This is a genomic window from Acinetobacter sp. WCHAc060006 (assembly GCF_004209135.1).
GTDB lineage: Bacteria > Pseudomonadota > Gammaproteobacteria > Pseudomonadales > Moraxellaceae > Acinetobacter > Acinetobacter cumulans.
The window spans coordinates 37,312-55,776 of record NZ_SGSS01000019.1 but is presented as its reverse complement, the minus strand read 5'-3'; the positions used below and the strand labels follow the sequence as shown (position 1 = coordinate 55,776).

Below are 18,465 nucleotides of genomic sequence, written 5' to 3'. Positions count from 1 at the left end.
TCTGTGAAATAAAAATGACAGCGTTAACCCAACTTTCTCAAGCAATACACGATGCCCCTCGTTGGCACCAAGCAGATCAATTTCAAAACCCAGCAGACATCCAAATTGTACCCTTAACAGGTGAGGCACTCGGTGCCGAAGTCTATGGCCTAGATGCAAAAAAAGCACAAGCAGGCGAAACCATTTATCGCCTAAAGCAAGCCTTGGCTGAGCATCTGATTTTAATTTTTAAACAGCAAAGTTTAGATGATCTTCAGTACCTTGCTTTTGCCAGTTACTTTGGTTCAATCTTTCGCCCAAGTGCCGACACACCAGTCTTGGCGACGCAAAAAGAAACAGGCACTCCACCAGATGTGGTTCCTGTATCCAACGCAGTCGGTCAAGGTGACTATACTGGCCACGGTGAACTAACGCCACATGCTGATCATCAGTGGACACCACTGCCTTCCTTTGGCTCTTTACTTTATGCCATTGAACTGCCACAAGATGGTGGCCAAACCTCTTGGTATAACACCATTAAAGCCTATGATGCCTTAGATGACGCAACTAAACAGCATATTGGTCAGCTACAGCTCATTACCTATAACCCTTTTGTCCGTATTGCACAAAACAAAGTACAAGATCCAAGTGCAGGTTATGGCGTATTTCCACGCTATCGTTTTAAAGACCAACCAATTGTTGGCGATGCCTATGCCCACCCACTGGTGAGAGTCCATCCAGAATCAGGCCGTAAAGCACTTTGGCTCAGCACGCATAATGAAGTTGAGCTGGTCAATTATGATGATCAAGCAGGAAGTGAGCTGATTGCACAATTACGTGAGCATCTATTAAAACCTGAGTTTCGTTATGAGCATCAATGGTCAACGGGAGATATTGTATTTTGGGACAATCAAGTCACTTTGCATTCACGCCGTCCATTTCCATCGGAGCAACGCCGTTTGCTTAAACGTATTAGCTTAGCTGGAGGTCGTCCGTTTTAATGCTTTAGCATTCAATCTCATGTGCAATAAAAACAAGCTAAAACAATAAGAAATATTTCAATCCGCGCGCACCATACAGTAAAACAATAACCATCCTGTATGGTGCTTAATTTTTTAATTCTTTATTTTTTAAATCTGCATTTTATTTCGCATTGGCTTTATAAAATGCGTCAATAGCATTTACCATTTGATTTAATCCTGGTTGCTCTAAAGGATAATGCCCTGCATTTTTTAAAATGACTGTTTTTACAGGTACATGCTGAATCCGCTGCAAAAATAGCTCACTCAGGGCAAGTGGCGTCCAACGGTCCTTCTCTGGCTGTGTTAATAAGATTGGCGCGACCTTAAAGTCTTCAGGTGCAATGGCGGGCGTATAATTTAAATACGAATCTAAAAAAGCCACCGAAACCGTATTACCTGCAGAGCTTTTATCGGCCAAAAATACATCTAATGCTTGCGGGTTATTCACCAAAGCTGACATTTTACTCACCCAACGAATGGGAATTTTTGTATTTTTAAAAGCTGATTTAGACGTCCAACTTGCGGTCGTAGAACCAACACGGCTCATCCATTTATTTATGGAAATTTGATCTCTCACTTCAAGGTTTTGTGGGTCTAAAAACGTCATCCCCGCAATGGCTTTAATATGTTTATTTTTTGCTGCTACATCGTAGGCCAGCTTCCCACCTGCACTTAATCCATAAAGAACAATGGGACGGCTGTCTTGAGCTTGCTCATTTACAATCAGTTCATGACCTGCCTGCACCCAATCGTCGTATAAAATATTAATACCAGCGCCAACCTGTGTCATACCATAGCCTGGCAAATCAATCGCAATGACCTCATAACCACGCTTAGCAAGCTGTCCACCTAAAACCAAATTAAGTTGGCGCCCATTGGTTCCCACCCCATGAAATAAAATGACTTTGATTTTAGCTTTAGGATTACGAAACGTATCTAAATGAATATTATGACCTTGCCATGCCCACCATTCCTCTGTGGGTAAATGATTGGGGCTTAATTGAAATTCTTTGGGTAAGAACTGTTCTATCTCTTGCCATGCATGTTGCTGACTATAAGTCATTTGCATTGGGTCTTTGACTTTCGTTTTAGCCATGGCTGTATTTGCACAGATCAACTCTAATAACATTAGACACAGCACACCCCATGATGCTAAACGTATTTTATCCGTCATCTATGACCTATCCAATTCTATTTATACCGATTGATCTACCCATACTATTTTTTCCATCGCATTTGTACGATGTAATTTTTATGCACTTTTCGTGTTTTTTTAGTGAAGCTAAGTCTATTTTTCTTGGCTTAAACATCTAAATAAAAGGCATAAAAAAACCCGCCGTAGCGGATTCTTTTAGATAAGCTAGACTTAGAACAAACGGTTCATACCATTTAAGGTTGCCACACGGTAAGCTTCCGCCATCGTTGGGTAGTTAAATGTTGTTTCTACAAAATACTTAATGGTATTGTTCGGACTGTTCATCACAGCCTGACCAATATGGATAATTTCGGCTGCGTTATTCCCAAAGCAATGTACGCCCAAAATTTCCAAAGTATCACGGTGGAACAGAATCTTTAATTCGCCCACTGTATCGCCCGTAATTTGCGCACGTGCCAAATGACGGAAAGACGCCTGACCCACTTCGTAAGGAATTTTTTCTTCAGTTAACTGTTGTTCAGTTTTACCAATTGAAGAAATTTCCGGAATAGTATAAATACCTGTCGGGATAGACGTTACAGGTTTTAAGCCTTCTTCGCCGCTCATGTTTCCGCCTGCATTACGACCTTGGTCATAAGCAGCAGAAGCCAGTGATGGCCAGCCAATCACGTCACCTGCAGCATAGATATTTTCAACTTCGGTTTGGTATTGCTCATTCACCGTCAATTGACCACGGCTATTTGGTTTTAAGCCCACGTTTTCTAGACCTAAACCATCAGTATTACCTGAACGACCGTTACACCACAAAATCGCATCAGCTTTAATTTTCTTACCACTTTGTGTATGCATCACAACATGGTCATCAAAGGTTTCTAAGAATTCGATTTGCTCGTTATGACGGATTAATACACCTTGTTCACGCAAGTGATAAGACAATGCATCTGAAATTTCGTCATCCAAATAGCTCAGAAGCTTGTGCTGCGTGTTGATCAAATCAACTTTATGGTCTAGACCAATAAAGATTGATGCATATTCACAGCCAATCACCCCTGCGCCATAAATAATGATTTTCTTAATTGAGAAATCTAGATCCAAAATTTTGTCTGAATCAAATACACGTGGATGGTTAAAATCTAAAATATCTGGACGGTATGGACGCGAACCTGTTGCAATCACTAATTGTTGGAAAACAAGCGTTTCTGTCATGCCATCAGCACTAAATACCATCACGGTATTTTTGTCTTGTACGTATGCACGACCATGATAGATATCAATTTTATTGCGATCATAAAAACGTGAGTGCGTATCAACTTGAAGTTGAATCACTTTGTGTGCATTACGAAGCACTTGCTTCATAGTGAACTGTTTCCATTCACCCACTTTTTGGAACATTGGATCACGCTGGTAGCGAATAATGCTCGATACGGTTTGACGTAAAGCTTTACTTGGAATCGTACCTACATGTGTACAGTTACCGCCAAGTTGCTCACGCATATCCACAATCGCGACGCGCTTACCAGATTTCGCAAGTTTCATTGCAGCGCCTTCACCCGCAGGGCCCGAGCCGAGAACTACCGCATCGTACTTCACGAAATTCCCACTAACGACCTCTTTTTTACGTGGCATTCAACGCTCCTTAAAAAATCAAAAAATTCAAAAATGCTTCTTTCTGGCCTATATTATGACGCAAATATTGTGCTTTTGCTGTATTTAGCTCACACATATTAGATGATAACAACATTTTTTAAATGAATATCGTTTTTCCCCCATTTAAGCTTAACTCGGCTATAATATTGGGACTTATTTTCGTATCTCTCCCCGTCTGAAACAGTGGAAAAGTTGAATATGTCTGAAAACCGTAAACCTGAACAGGGTGTCAAACTTCGTGGCGCAGAAAAAGTCGCTCGTATACCTGTAAAAGTTATTCCTACGGTTGAAACGCCACGTAAGCCAGACTGGATCCGTGTAAAAATGTCTGCACCAGAAGAAGTGCAACGCATTAAAACCACATTACGTGCCCAAAAATTACATACCGTATGTGAAGAAGCAGCTTGCCCGAATTTACCTGAATGTTTTGGTGGTGGTACTGCAACATTTATGATCATGGGCGATATTTGTACGCGTCGTTGCCCATTCTGTGACGTGGCCCATGGCCGTCCAAATGCGCTTGATCCTGATGAACCGCGCCACATGGCTGAAACAATTTCAAACTTAGGTTTGAAATATGCCGTAATCACCTCTGTAGACCGTGATGATTTACTCGATGGTGGTGCACAGCACTTTGTAGATTGTATTAAAGAAACGCGTGAACTTAGCCCAAAAACACTTTTAGAAATTTTAGTGCCAGATTTCCGTGGCCGTATGGATATTGCGCTTCGTATTATGACTGAGTGCCCGCCAGATGTGTTTAACCACAACATCGAAACGGTGCCTCGTCTATACAAAGCAATGCGTCCAGGTTCTGACTACCAGCACTCTTTAGACTTGCTTAAAATGTTTAAAGAATACTGCCCTGATGTACCGACTAAATGCGGTTTGATGGTAGGTATTGGCGAAACTGAAGAAGAAGTGATTGCACTTTTAGATGATCTTCGTGCACACGATGTCGACTACGTAACAATTGGTCAATATCTACAGCCGTCTAAAGAACATGCCCCTATTGACCGCTTTGTAACACCTGAAGAATTTGAACGCTACACAGCGCATGGCCAAAAACTTGGCTTCAAAAATATTTGGGCAGCGCCAATGGTTCGTTCAAGCTACTTTGCAGACCGTCAATATTACGGCGAGCCTGTACCAGCTGTACGTCGTAAAACTGATCCTGCTAAAAAAATTGCTGTGCAAACGATTGAAGCTTAATGTTTTAAGTTTCTTTAAAGCACACTAAATATAAAAGCCCTCTGATATAGAGGGCTTTTATATTGCGCATGAATTACTTACTGCAGGGCCAACACAGCCTAATTACCTAAAAATACATTTCTAAAACATAAAAATATTGTGTAACGCTCATTTTTTATTCAGCCTTAAAACATACATTTTTGCTCTGCCAGATTTTGAGCATTAAGTCTTTATAACTGCACGACATAATATATTTAAAACAACAGCACATTGTTTTTTAGTCCTTAAATGTGACCGTGCTGATGCACTATCAGGCGTAAGCCAAAGGAGCACAGTTCTATGCTATTTCTGCTTTGCATTATTTTACTGATTGCAGCCTTATGGGCTATTTTCTTTTTTGAGCTCTCTCGTATTGCTGGCAGTGCCACGCTAATCATACTGTCTTTAATTGTAGCGTGGGTCAGCCCTTGGTCACTTTTGTTGGGTTTAGCGCTAATCCTCATTAGCTTGCTGGTACTTATTGAGCCATTACGTATGCGCTTTATTAGCCAACCAGCTTATAAAACCCTAGCCAATGCCATGCCTAGCATGAGTAGCACAGAACGTGAAGCTTTGGATGCGGGTACCAGTTGGTGGGAAAAAGAATTGTTTATGGGAGCGCCAGATTGGAAAAAATTTGATGCTTATCCCTATCCAGAGCTCAGCGCAGAAGAACAAAGTTTTTTAGACAATGAAGTCGAGCAACTTTGTAATATGGTCAATGAATGGGATATTCACCATCAATATAAAGATTTGCCCCCTGAAGCATGGCAATTTATTAAAGATAACGGCTTTTTAGGGCTGATTATTCCCAAAGAATACGGTGGCCGTGAGTTCAGCTCTTTTGCGCAAAGCCGTATTATGAGCAAAATCGCTTCACGCTCATTAACCACTGCCGTCAGTTGTATGGTGCCAAACTCGCTTGGCCCAGGTGAATTATTGTTGCACTACGGTACAGATGAACAAAAAGATCGCTATTTACCCGGCTTAGCCAAAGGAACAGAAATACCTTGTTTTGGTCTAACTAGCCCAGAAGCTGGTTCAGATGCAGGTGCAATACCTGATACTGGCGTGGTGTGTTATGGCGAATATGAAGGCCAGCAAGTGCTGGGCTTAAAAATGAATTTCTCCAAACGTTGGATTACCTTAGCCCCAGTAGCCACCGTAATTGGCTTAGCATTTAAGCTATACGACCCAGAGCATCTGCTTGGAGATACAGCAAAAATAGATTACGGCATAACCTGTGCACTTTTACCTGCAAACCATGATGGTGTAAAAACTGGTGCACGCCACAATCCAGGCTCACCGTTTATGAATGGTACGGTTGAAGGAAAAGACGTGTTTATCCCGCTAGACTGGATTATCGGCGGGGTCAAAAATGCAGGCAAAGGCTGGCGTATGCTGATGGAATGCCTCGCAGTAGGTCGTGGTATTTCTCTACCCGCTTTGTCTACGGCGGCTGGTGAAATGAGTTATTTAAATGTTGGGGCATTTGCCAAAGTTCGCCAGCAGTTCAAAATCTCTGTGGGCAAGTTTGAAGGCGTACAAGAAGCATCCAGTGATATTGCCAGCGATGCTTATATGTTGGAAGCTTTCCGCTATATGGTGACGTGTGGCTTAAACCAAGGTGGCAAACCTGCTGTCATGACTGCCATGGCCAAATACTATGCTACTGAAACCATGCGCCGTGTAGTCAATCACGGCATGGATATTGTTGGCGGTCGTGCCGTACAGCATGGTCCACGCAACTTTCTAGCACTAAACTATCAAGCCATTCCTGTCTCAATCACTGTAGAAGGCGCCAATATTCTGAGTCGCTCACTCATGATCTTTGGACAAGGTTCCATGCGTTGTCATCCCTATTTATATGAAGAACTGCAACTACTGCAAGCAGAAGACAGTGCGTCGGCTTTAGCTGAGTTTGACACATTATTGTTTAAGCATTTGGCTTATACCTTTAACCGTACCGCACGCGCCTTTGCTTATGGCTTTACTGGCGGCTCGAGCCAAGCCTCTGAACATGTTGATGAATTTACAGCACCTTATTACAAAATCATTAATCGCTTAAGTACCGACTTTGCACTTACCGCAGACATGTGCCTCGGCTTACTGGCAGGCGATATTAAACGTAAAGAAATGCTCTCTGGACGTTTAGCAGATATGCATTCCTATATGTTTATAGCCACCTCAATTTTAAAATTTTACGAACATGGTTCAAAAACTGAAGATGAACAGCTGCATGCACAATTGGCATTAGATAAAGCGCTGTATCAGGCCCAAGAAGCTTTTTATGGCCTGTTTGAAAATTTCCCAATCCGCCCAGCAGCAATGTTAGTGAAATTCATCTGCTTCCCATTTGGTCGTCCACTCAACAAACCAAGCGACGAGTTAAAAAGAAAGGTGGCCGAAGCATTTATGCAAGACAATGCTTTCCGTCAGCAATTAAAACAGCATGTGCACTATTCTGTAGAAGCACATGATGTGAATGGACGGATGGAGGCTGCATTTTTACAATTGCTTCGCATTGAACCGCTATGGGATAAATTTAAAAAAGCAGAATCTAAAGGTAAATTTAAAGGTCTAAGTTTTGAAGAACACCTTGCAGATGCTCAAGCCACTGGGTTTATCAGCGCAGAAGAAGCGCAGCAGCTGAAAGCCTATAACATTCAGCGTTATGACAGCATGCTGACTGATATTTTTGATACTGAGCTTAAGCATGAGTTGGAACTGGATAACCCGCATGCTCAAGCTGATCACGTAAATAAAAAACAGGCAGAAGATGAACCTGAAGCGTTTTTAAGGTTCTAAATTTCATCTTTTAAACGTTGTTTAAAGCTCTTAAATTCAGCAACCATCCGCTGCTGAATTTTTAGGTCTAAGACCATCAGCCAATGGTTTCGCCCAAAGATAGGTATAGGCTATAGATGTAAAATAAAATATAGAGGGTAAAAATGTCTCAGCAAGATTATGAAAATGGTTTAAAAGTACGTAACGAAGTCATGGGTGACAGCTTTGTCAAACGCGCACAAGACAATACTGTGCCGTTTACTCAACCTTTGCAGGACTGGATTAATGAACATGCTTGGGGCTCAACATGGCAACGTGAAGGCGTTTTACCGCGTAAATACCGCTCGCTAATTACCATTGCATTTTTAACTGCACAAAAAAGCCCAACTGAACTAAAAGGCCATGTCCGTGGCGCACTCAATAACGGCGCAACAGTAGAAGAAATTCAGGAAGTGCTACTGCATAGCCTGCCATACTGCGGTGCACCAGCAACTCAAGAAGCTTTTCGTGCGGCTTTAGAAGTGATTAACGAATACCAAAAAGCGGAATAAAGCGCTGCTAAAAATTATAAAAAACCGCAGCTGACTGCGGTTTTTTAATTTCTGATTTTCAAATTCTTTAAGATAATTCAATTTGATTGATTTTCTCTAAGCTCTGCACAGCAGCTGAAAAATCTAAAGACTGCGCTTGTGATTTTTCAATTAAGGCAAACTGCTCTTGCATCATACGCATGGCTGGCAGCTGAAGCTGTTCCTGCTGAATTAAATCAATAGCGATGCCAATATCTTTTTGCAGTAAATCCAATGCGAAAGTTTTATTGAAGCTACGGTTTAACACACGCTGCGCCATAATATTTTCCGACATGCTGCTTTTGCCGCTGGAATGGTTAATGCAGCTCAGTGCAGAAGCTAAATCGACGCCTTTCGATTTCAATACCGTTAAGCCTTCTGCCAATGCCCATAGATGCGTCGCCATCAGCGTATTGTTGACCGCTTTCACAGCAAAGCCTGCGCCACTGCCCCCAACATGCTCCATTAAACCTGCAAATGCTTGAATAATAGGCTTCGCCTTTTCAAATGCCGCCGCATCACCGCCCACCATCACAGTCAGCGTACCCTTTTCTGCACCAATGGTCTGACCCGAAACTGGTGCATCTAAATAAGCAGATCCTAACTGAGCCAAAACATCACTTAACTTTTGTGCTGACTTAGGCACACCGCTGGTGCAGTCAATCCACACACTGCCCGACTTTGGCGGATGCGATGCAATGAGCTGTTCCACATCTGCACTGGTCGGCAGGCAAGAAATAATAAAATCTGCCTGAACTGCTTGTTCAATACTGACTGCCTGAGTTGAAAAAGTGGTTGCATGTTGCTTCGCTTTTTCTTCTGTGCGGTTCCAGACCAGTACCTCTAAACCTGTTTTAGGCAAATGGGAAGCCATGTGCCAGCCCATTGCGCCTAAACCAATAAATGCCACAGTTTGTTTCAAAGTCATCTCCTAGTGATGCGCTGCTGCTGGCACTGAATCATCTTTAGATTCTGCAGATACAGCAGGTACATCTTTTTCTTCACCGCGGTTCAGCATAAAGTTCAAGAAAATTGCAGCCAATGTCGCTGTACCAATACCGCCTAAATCAAAACTGCCAATATGCAAGCTGAAGTTACCTGCTCCCATAATCAAACTGACTGCAGCGATAATCAAAGTGCTGTTTTTACTAAAATCAACTTTATGATCAATCCAAATTTTTGCACCAGCAATGGTGATTAAGCCGAAGACCACAATGGATGCCCCGCCCAGCAATGCCACAGGAATTGTGCTGATCACGGCGCCAAACTTTGGTGACAATCCAAGCAATACAGCAAATACACCAGCGACGACAAACACTGTAGTTGAATACACTTTAGTAACGGCCATTACACCAATGTTTTCAGCATAGGTCGTCATGCCTGTACCGCCGACAGAAGCCGACATAGTGGTACATACACCATCCGCTAAAAATGCACGACCCATGTATGGGTCAAGGTTCTTGCCAGTCATGGCAGAAACTGCTTTGAAATGGCCTAAATTTTCTGCCACTAAAATCAAAGCAACAGGTGCAATCAGCAGCATGGCATTGGCTTCAAATACTGGCGCATGGAATGTTGGTAAACCGAACCACGCCGCATTTGAAATCGCTGCAAAATCAATAGGCTTGCCAAAACCCATCACATTGGTCAGCAAGAAATACACCGTATAAGCAGCTACAAGGCCTAACAAGAGCAATAAACGGCGCACCATACCGCGGGTAAATACCGCGACCGCGCTGATACATAAAATGGTGACCACCGCCATCCACATATCAAAATTATTTGCAGACACGCTTTTAATCGTTACGGGTGCCAAATTCAAACCAATGATCATCACAATCGCGCCCGTAACAATCGGCGGCATGAGTTTTTCAATCCATGCTGTCCCTGTTTTCATCACCACAAGGCCAATAGCTGCATAAATTAAACCGCAGGCTATCGTGCCCCCCAAGGCCAGCGCAATATTCGGATTAGAACCTACCCCGCTATAACCAGTTGCTGCAGCCACGGCACCAATAAAAGCAAAGCTTGATCCCAAATAGCTTGGCATGCGTCCGCCAGTCATAAGGAAAAATAAAATTGTGCCGATGCCTGTAATAAAAATCGTGAGGTTTGGATCAAAACCCATCAGCAAGGGAGCCAGCACAGTCGCGCCAAACATGGCGAACGCATGCTGCAGGCCCAAGACCATGCTCTTTGAAGGGGGTAAGTATTCGTCAGTTTGTACTGGCGTTGTATCTAGATTGCCTGTGTAAGGCTTAAATTTCGGAAACCACGGTTCTTTTGTATTCATTCGGCTCCCCTCCTTCAGATGGGACGGATATTTATGAGTTCATAGGTTGAGGTTCACAATAGCTACGGTTGAAATACATCAAGGCATTCGCGCCTTCTTGACACTGCATGGCTTTTACTTCGCAAATCAGTACATCATGGCTCCCCACAGACATGCTCTGTACCACCTCGCAATCAAAAGACACCAAAGCGTCTTCTAAAACAGGCGCTTGCGTTGTTAATGTGCGCCAAACACCATGCGAGAAACGTTCCAGCATTGGGGTTTTACCGCCAAAAATATTTGAAAGATGACTTTGCTGCGCATTCAGTGTATTTACACATAGCACCTTATTGGCTTTAAAGGTTTCAAAGACGGACGCCGAGCGGTTTAAACACACTAGCAATGTCGGAGGCGTATCCGTCACACTGCACACCGCAGATGCTGTAAAGCCTGCTTGGCCAGCGTCGCCTTGAGTGGTAATCACATTGACTGCCGCACCTAAATTCGACATGCCCTGTCTAAATCTTGCCTGATCCACTTGTTCAATCACCATAGCTGTATTGACCACATCTTCTGCTAAGGCAGGTACATGCTGTTTTGAAAATGCGCTCATCATTTCTGTTGCATTGATCTTGCTATTCATCGCCTTCTCCACAGGCTCGGATGCTAAGCAGTTCTGGCTTAGGCACCTCAGCCTTCATTCAATTCATTTTTATACATGCGCAATCGATGCTATTTCGACCAAAGCTTCTGGCTTTACCAACCCAGTCTGTACGCAGTAGCGCGCCGGCTTATCCCCTGGGAAATATTCAGCATAGACCGTATTGAAAGCGGCATAATCCGCCCAATCTTTAAGGAAAATATGGTTAAAGGTCACGTCATCCATTGTGCCGCCTGCGGTTTCCAGCACTTTTTTAATGGTTTCTAAAATATGCCGCGCTTGGCCAGCACAATCTCCGACATGCACCACATTGTTATGTTCATCAAAAGCTAAGGTGCCTGATACATAAACAATATTGTCTGCTTTAGTTGCTGGTACAAATGGCGCAAGCGGTTTAGCTGTTCCTGCTGGCACAATAATTTCTTTAGGCATGTTTCGTTCTCCAAATTTATCTTTAAATATTTAAGCTGATTTATCTAACTGTGCTTTAGGCTGAAAGGTTTCAACAAAATTCGCTGTGTCCGATACCCAGCCAAAGAAAGTCTTGATATTAAATAAGCTAGCTTCATGGGCTTCTTTCGGCCCTGCTTGATAACAAGCATCGTCCAAAGCCACGCCAAAATACTCAAGGAAGAAGCCGTCCCGCAATGTCGACTCGACACAAACATTGGTTGCAATGCCTACAAACACAAGGTTGCGAATCCCTCGGCAACGCAGCATGCTGTCCAATGCCGTGTTGAAAAATCCGCTGTAGCGTGGCTTTTCAATCACAAGGTCTTGTGGCAATGGCTGAAGCTCATCAATCAGTTCAAAATCCCAATGCCCTTTTGCTAACAAAGTGCCTTGTAATTCAGGCTTTTTACGCATGGTTTTTAATGCATTGGATTTATGAAAATTCGGTGAATCTGCACCGCCTGCTTCACGGTATTGCTCATCCCAGCCATTTTTAAAATAAATCACTTGAATGCCGGCTTTATGGGCTGCATCAACTGCTTTTTGAATATTCTCAACCACAGGTTTTGTTTTCGATACATCAAAACCTGCTAAGTCCAAATAGCCGCCCTGTGATGTATAGGCATTTTGCATATCAATGACGATCAGCGCAGTTTGCTCAGGCGCCAGCATGATTGACTCTGGCTCAGCCATAAGGCATTTTCCTGTGCCTGCTTTTGCAGTGAAATTGCTGCAGACTGTCTCTTTAGATTTAAGCTCAATCATGCTGATTTCTCCAAAACAGCAAGTGGTGCTGGATCTGCATCAACCACAATGCCTTGGCGGCATTTCATTAAGGGCTGTACGCGTTGACCAAAATCCTCAACACCTTGAATAAAATCATCGAACGTCAGCAAAATGCCTTCTGTACCCTTAATTTCACCAATTTCATCCAGCATTTTTGCGATATTTTCAAATGAACCCACGAGCGTGCCCATATTGATATTCACTGGTGAAACACTTGATGCCATTTGACGAATATTGGTATCTGCACCAGAGGTCGTATCTTTACCGCCTTGGTTCATCAGCCAGTTGATAGCTTCCATATCTGCGCCGTCGTTATAGCTTTGCCATTTTGCAAAAGCTTCTTCATCTGTTTCAGCTGCAATCACCATAAACAGCACATAGGTCTGTACATCACGGCCTGTTGCATCTGTATGGGTTTTTAAACGGTCATTAATGTCTGCGTATGCTGTAGGTGTATTTAAACCCTTGCCGAATACAAAATTGTAATCTGCGTATTGTGCTGAAAATGCTAAGCCCGCATCAGACTGACCCGCACAGATAATTTTCATGTCTGCTTGCGGTGTTGGGCTTACACGGCAATCTTCCATTTGAAAATGCTCGCCCTTAAAGTCCGATTTGCCTGTCGCCCAAAGTTCACGCAGGACTTGTACATATTCAGACAAATATTCATAACGTTTGCCAAAGTATTCATCGCCCGGCCACATGCCCATTTGCGTATATTCAGGCGCTTGCCAGCCTGTCACTACGTTTAAGCCAAAACGACCATTGGAAATAGAATCAATGGTCGATGCCATACGTGCCACAATTGCAGGCGGCATAACCAATGTGGCAGCAGTCGCATAAATTTTAATTTTGCTGGTTACTGCAGCCAAACCCGCCATTAAAGTAAATGTTTCTAAGTTATGATCCCAAAATTCTGTTTTACCGCCAAAACCGCGCAGCTTAATCATGGATAATGCGAAGTCAAAACCATAATGTTCTGCACGCTGCACGATTTGTTTATTCATCTCAAAACTAGGTTTGTACTGTGGCGCATTTTCAGAAAGTAACCAGCCATTATTGCCAATTGGACAGAAGACACCGATTTTCATAGACACCGCCTCTTTTTACATTTTGATAAAAAATAGCTGTTTTTCGTCAGCCTAAAACTTAAATAGATTCTTAATGGATATTTAGCAAATGCTGTGCCAAATTTATTATTATATTTAATATCAAGTACTTATTATTTTTTTATTTTACTTTTTAGTAAAAAATAAAATAAACCATGTGATCTATTTTAGGTAGTGCTGTTTTAAAACGGTGCGTGTTTCGAACTAAGAAATTACCAGCTTAAAAATATTATTGGATATTTTTCACTCAATATATATTTTTACTAACCATTAAAAAACCCGAATAATTATTCGAGTTTTTTTGGTGTTAACTCAGTTTTTTAATTGCTAGGCTGCAGTAAAAAATCCAGCACAGCCTGATTAATAATTTCTGTCTGAGTATGTGTAGATGCATGCGCCCCTTCTGCAAAAATACTCAGTTCACCATGCCCAATGTGCTGTTTTAAATCCGTTGATTTTTGTACAGGTACTAAAAAATCATCTTGATTGGCCACATAATGCATGCGGGTCTGTTCCAAGGCATCAACATGCGCCTGTGTGACTTTAAACTGCTGTAGCGCGTTTAAACGTGCGAGAACGTTCTCCTTGAGCGGGAAATTAGCCAGCTGTGCATTTTCGGCCTGTGACAGTTGTTCGATATGCTCCGAAATCCACTGCGGTGGGTACAGAAACAGCGCCTGAGCCCGTACATAGGCTTCTGCACCGCTATTTAACAATAGACTGATTCGAGCTTGGAAGCATTTTTGCGTATGCGGGTCTAATTCATTCCATGCATTAATCGGCGTTAAGCTTTTCATTATTAAGGGCAGATTTTGCTGTGCAATTAACCGCGCCAGCTCTATGCCGATATGCCCGCCTAGCGCATGTCCGACCACATGAAAGGTCTGAATTTTTGCGTCGAATAGAATATTCAGCAGCTGCTGCGCCAGATGCTGCATGCTGTATGGTTGTGGCAAATGCGCTGCACCTGCATGACAGCCTTCTTGGTCATATAAAACCACATGAAAGTGCTGTTGAAATGCGTGCAGCTGTGGCTGCCAAAAAGCGCCATGACCACCTAAGCCTGAAGAAAAAACCACATAATCTGCATTTGGATTATGTATACAAGGATGAATCTGATAATGCATTGAACGGCCTGTGCTTTAATATAGATTTTACCATTCAGCAAAATATGTGCCTATTCAATGCTATTTAAATTTACAACTTAGCGATCGTTTTAAATCCAGTACACATTCAAGCTATAAAAAAACTCATTTACCTCAAAGCGTACTTGATACCCCATTTGAGTTAATTCTGCAGACAGCGCACGAATTTGATCTAAAGGTAAGTGCTTCGGCAAAACAGTGAAAACCGCCGTATTGCCCTGCTTCGCATTACTTTCTATTTGCTGTGCTAATCGTATTTTGTACTGCTCAATATTTAAATTGGCATGTGTAGAAAACTCTTTCGCTTCTTTTGCGCTAATAAAGCTCATTTTATTCTCTTCGGTTGTTATTATGAGTTAAACATAGCGTAGCTCGATTTTATTTTCATCGCTTATTTTGCAACCAAAATTTACATAAGCTTTTATTTTTATTACTGAGTTTATAGGGCTATTTTTAACCATTAAGCAAAAAAAGCACCTTTTCAGGTGCTTTTAGTATGAATCACTTTAACTAACGCGGTAATGGAATATACTGCGCATCAGAATTCTGGTTTTGTACTTGGCGCTCTGTCACCACAACATTTAAAGTCATTGGCTTGCCATCGCGCTCAATTGACACTTGTATTGTGCTGTTCGGTGCTTGCATCGCGACATAATTAATTAAGTAAGATGCCGAACTGATTTGCTCATCATTCACTTTCAATATTTTATCGCCTTTTTGAAAACCGGCCTTATCCGCTGGACCATTTTTCTGTACATTCGCTACAACCACACCAGGTGCCTTGGTCTCAAAAACATTATCCTGAGAAACCGCTTGTAAGCTAATGCCCATATAACCACGTACCACGCGACCATCTTTTAAAATCGCATTCATAATTTGTTGGCAAATTTTTGCTGGAATCGCAAAACCAATTCCAAGTGATCCGCCCGATTGCGAGAAGATCGCCGTATTTACACCAATCAAATTACCTGCCACATCAATTAAAGCACCGCCTGAGTTGCCGGGATTAATCGCTGCATCGGTTTGAATGAAATCTTCATAGGTATTAATCCCTAGATCAGAACGACCAGTGGCAGAAATAATCCCCTGTGTTACGGTTTGGCCCACACCGAATGGATTACCAATAGCAAGTACAACATCACCCACTTCATTACCACTTAATTTAAATGGCAATACAGGCAAATTATTTAATTCAATTTTAATCACAGCCAAATCTGTGTCTGGATCTGTACCAATGACTTTAGCGGAGGCGCGTCGGCCGTCACGTAAAGCCACCACGATTTGATCCGCCTGAGCAATGACATGGTTATTCGTCAAAATATAACCATCTGGGCGTACAATCACACCAGAACCTAAGCTATTTTCATTTGGGTCTTGGCTTTGGCCATCAGGCAATTGATTACCAAAAAATTCTCGAAAAGCAGGATCATTCAGCAAAGGATGATCTAATTGTTTCACTTTTTGAGTGGTAAAAATATTCACCACTGCTGGCGCGGCTACTTTAACAGCTGCACTATAAGACACCACACCACCTGTACGAGTTGTATCAATAAGTGGTTCTAGCTTTTCTGCAGGCATTTTTACCCCATCAGCCGCCACAGGCGCTTTAGGTTTTTGTAATTGATGCCAGCCGAAAAAACCTATAATCACAATTATGAGTAACACCCAAGGTAACCACGTAAAGGTCCGGCGCACGCTTATATCCTCTAAAAATATTTTTAATTTATTTGATGACTCAGTCATTTAGCTCATATTGTAATGCAAAAAATGCTGTTCTTATTAAAATAAACACAGAGTTTTGTCATGCTTTAGTTACAATTAAACGCATATCGAGACCGCTGAAATACTGCGAATTTTAAAGAGATGTTTATGGCGCAATTAAACGAAATTATTCAATGGTGTGATCAAACTTTAAAATCGCGTGAATTTAAAGATTACGCACCCAACGGCCTACAAATTGAAGGTAAAGCTGAAGTACATAAAATTCTGTGTGCAGTGACTGCATCTCAAGATGCCATTGAAGCTGCTATTGCTGCGGGCGCAGATATGCTTTTAGTTCATCATGGTTATTTCTGGAAGGGTGAAGCCTACCCAATTACAGGCATGCGTGGAAAACGCATTAAGAGCTTAATTCAAAATGACATCTCATTGGTGGGTTATCACTTACCTTTAGATAGTCACCCGACACTTGGTAATAATGCGGCCATTGCAGATATTTTAGAACTGCAAAATATTGAAGCGCTTGATCCAACTGAGCGCAACCCGATTGGCAATATTGGCTATCTTGCAGAAGCAATGTCGCCTGAAGCATTTAAGCAGCTGCTTTCGGAACGTTTAGGTTTTGACGCAATCCACTTGCCTGCGGATAAAACCAGCATTCAAAAAGTCGGCTTCTGTACAGGTGGCGCGCAAGATTATATTTCTAAAGCCTTTGAGCAAGGCTGTGATGCGTATATTTCAGGTGAAGTCAGTGAACGCACCTTCTATGAAGCGAAAGAATTAGGCGTTCACTACTATGCTTGTGGCCACCATGCGACCGAGCGTTATGGTGTGCAGCGCCTTGGAAAAGCTATTTCAGAACATTTCAATATTGAGTATAGTTATTTCGAATTAAACAATCCGATTTAATTTTTCAAATAAGCCTGTTTTTGACATTTGGCCTTATACGTTTAATTTCGAGCTTTATTCTGTATTCTTATTTATAAGCAATGCGCAATTTGACTCGATTATCTATTACAATAAGTGCACTTAATGTCAAAACCCAGCAAAATGCAAGGAATTGAAAACATGACAACGATTACTTTACCAGCGTTACCATACGGTTACGAAGATCTTGCTCCGCACATCAGCAAAGAAACTTTAGAATTCCACCACGACAAGCATCACAACACTTATGTTGTTAACTTGAACAACCTAATTGCTGGTACAGACCTTGAAGGCAAATCTTTAGAAGAAATCATCACAGCTGTAGCTGGCGATGCTTCTAAAGCTGGCGTATTCAACAATGCTGCGCAAGTTTGGAACCACACTTTCTACTGGAACTGTATGGCTAAAAACGGCGGCGGTAAAGCTACTGGCGCTTTGGCTGCTAAAATTGACGAAGCTTTCGGTTCTTACGAAAAATTCGCTGAAGAGTTTGCAGCTGCAGCTACAACTCAATTCGGTTCAGGCTGGGCTTGGTTAGTTGCTGATGAAGTAAACGGCAACCTTTCTATCCTTAAAACTTCAAATGCTGACACGCCACTTGCTCACGGTAAAGTTGCTGTGTTGACGATTGACGTTTGGGAACACGCTTACTACATCGATTTCCGTAACGCTCGTCCTAAGTACATCTCTACTTTCCTAGAAAGCCTAGTGAACTGGGACTATGCAAATGCTAAATACGCTGGCCAAGCTGCTGGTGTTGAAAAATAAGATCTTTTGATTTTATTTCAGCATAAAAAAATCACCCTGAATGGGTGATTTTTTTATGGGTATTCAATTTTAAATTTAGAAAAAGCAATTGACGATACTGTTTTTAGTTTAAAAAAACATCAAACATAATATGCATATAATTTGTCGAATATGATAAATCCTCAAAAAGCTCCAATCACTATAACTTGACTTACAAAAAACCATAAATCCATGATTTAAATATAAAATATTTTAT

17 protein-coding genes are annotated in these 18,465 nt (G+C 42.0%); 6 read left to right on the top strand and 11 right to left on the bottom strand.

The genetic code is table 11. The features are described 5' to 3' along the window. The first annotated feature begins 14 nt into the window (after positions 1-14). A complete protein-coding gene (locus EXE29_RS11840) occupies positions 15-980 on the top strand; it encodes a TauD/TfdA dioxygenase family protein (RefSeq protein WP_120364733.1) in 966 nt (321 codons plus the stop codon). A 142-nt stretch (positions 981-1,122) separates the two neighbouring features. Here the strand turns inward: EXE29_RS11840 and EXE29_RS11835 are convergent, their stop codons facing one another. Next, positions 1,123-2,175 (bottom strand): alpha/beta hydrolase, encoded by a 1,053-nt coding sequence (locus EXE29_RS11835; protein WP_228198791.1) that lies wholly within the window; start codon positions 2,173-2,175, stop codon positions 1,123-1,125. 192 nt (positions 2,176-2,367) lie between these two features. Next, positions 2,368-3,783, bottom strand: coding sequence for a Si-specific NAD(P)(+) transhydrogenase (sthA, locus tag EXE29_RS11830; protein ID WP_106984663.1), 1,416 nt, complete (start codon positions 3,781-3,783; stop codon positions 2,368-2,370). 219 nt (positions 3,784-4,002) lie between these two features. Here sthA and lipA point away from each other — a divergent pair, with 219 nt between their 5' ends. The 3 genes from lipA to EXE29_RS11815 all read left to right on the top strand — a co-directional run bounded on the left by lipA (position 4,003) and on the right by EXE29_RS11815 (position 8,372). Continuing rightward, positions 4,003-5,016 (top strand): lipoyl synthase, encoded by a 1,014-nt coding sequence (gene lipA / locus EXE29_RS11825; RefSeq protein WP_106984662.1) that lies wholly within the window; start codon positions 4,003-4,005, stop codon positions 5,014-5,016. A 318-nt stretch (positions 5,017-5,334) separates the two neighbouring features. Beyond that, on the top strand, positions 5,335-7,842 hold the full coding sequence (locus tag EXE29_RS11820) for an acyl-CoA dehydrogenase (RefSeq protein ID WP_120364732.1): 2,508 nt from the start codon (positions 5,335-5,337) through the stop codon (positions 7,840-7,842). A gap of 143 nt (positions 7,843-7,985) precedes the next feature. Beyond that, a complete protein-coding gene (locus EXE29_RS11815; RefSeq protein WP_120364731.1) occupies positions 7,986-8,372 on the top strand; it encodes a carboxymuconolactone decarboxylase family protein in 387 nt (128 codons plus the stop codon). A gap of 67 nt (positions 8,373-8,439) precedes the next feature. On the opposite strand, the gene EXE29_RS11810 is transcribed toward EXE29_RS11815, so the two are convergent. The 9 genes from EXE29_RS11810 to EXE29_RS11770 form a co-directional block, all read right to left on the bottom strand. Further along, positions 8,440-9,318: an NAD(P)-dependent oxidoreductase gene (locus tag EXE29_RS11810; protein WP_117007278.1), complete on the bottom strand. Its 879-nt coding sequence runs from the start codon at positions 9,316-9,318 to the stop codon at positions 8,440-8,442. Between the two features lie 3 nt (positions 9,319-9,321). Then, positions 9,322-10,683: a pyrimidine utilization transport protein G gene (gene rutG / locus EXE29_RS11805; protein ID WP_117007279.1), complete on the bottom strand. Its 1,362-nt coding sequence runs from the start codon at positions 10,681-10,683 to the stop codon at positions 9,322-9,324. A 31-nt stretch (positions 10,684-10,714) separates the two neighbouring features. Continuing rightward, positions 10,715-11,215, bottom strand: a complete 501-nt coding sequence (rutF, locus tag EXE29_RS11800; protein WP_227865946.1) for an NADH-dependent FMN reductase RutF — start codon at positions 11,213-11,215, stop codon at positions 10,715-10,717. A gap of 159 nt (positions 11,216-11,374) precedes the next feature. Then, positions 11,375-11,755, bottom strand: a complete 381-nt coding sequence (gene rutC / locus EXE29_RS11795; protein WP_106984657.1) for a pyrimidine utilization protein C — start codon at positions 11,753-11,755, stop codon at positions 11,375-11,377. Positions 11,756-11,785: 30 nt separating this feature from the next. Continuing rightward, complete coding sequence (rutB, locus tag EXE29_RS11790; RefSeq protein ID WP_120364729.1) at positions 11,786-12,541, bottom strand: pyrimidine utilization protein B; 756 nt, start codon at positions 12,539-12,541, stop codon at positions 11,786-11,788. Then, on the bottom strand, positions 12,538-13,653 hold the full coding sequence (rutA, locus tag EXE29_RS11785; protein ID WP_120364728.1) for a pyrimidine utilization protein A: 1,116 nt from the start codon (positions 13,651-13,653) through the stop codon (positions 12,538-12,540). The genes rutB and rutA overlap by 4 nt, the downstream gene beginning before the upstream one ends. Positions 13,654-13,991: 338 nt before the next feature. After that, positions 13,992-14,798: a pyrimidine utilization protein D gene (gene rutD / locus EXE29_RS11780; protein ID WP_120364727.1), complete on the bottom strand. Its 807-nt coding sequence runs from the start codon at positions 14,796-14,798 to the stop codon at positions 13,992-13,994. An 89-nt stretch (positions 14,799-14,887) separates the two neighbouring features. After that, a complete protein-coding gene (locus EXE29_RS11775; RefSeq protein WP_117007284.1) occupies positions 14,888-15,145 on the bottom strand; it encodes a hypothetical protein in 258 nt (85 codons plus the stop codon). 181 nt (positions 15,146-15,326) lie between these two features. Further along, on the bottom strand, positions 15,327-16,511 hold the full coding sequence (locus EXE29_RS11770) for a trypsin-like peptidase domain-containing protein (RefSeq protein WP_117007285.1): 1,185 nt from the start codon (positions 16,509-16,511) through the stop codon (positions 15,327-15,329). Positions 16,512-16,685: 174 nt separating this feature from the next. Between EXE29_RS11770 and EXE29_RS11765 the strand changes: the two genes are divergently transcribed. Together EXE29_RS11765 and sodB are read left to right on the top strand one after the other, a co-directional pair. Then, positions 16,686-17,444: a Nif3-like dinuclear metal center hexameric protein gene (locus EXE29_RS11765; protein WP_117007286.1), complete on the top strand. Its 759-nt coding sequence runs from the start codon at positions 16,686-16,688 to the stop codon at positions 17,442-17,444. A gap of 159 nt (positions 17,445-17,603) precedes the next feature. Next, positions 17,604-18,230, top strand: a complete 627-nt coding sequence (sodB, locus tag EXE29_RS11760) for a superoxide dismutase SodB (protein ID WP_117007287.1) — start codon at positions 17,604-17,606, stop codon at positions 18,228-18,230. The last annotated feature ends 235 nt before the right edge of the window (positions 18,231-18,465 follow it).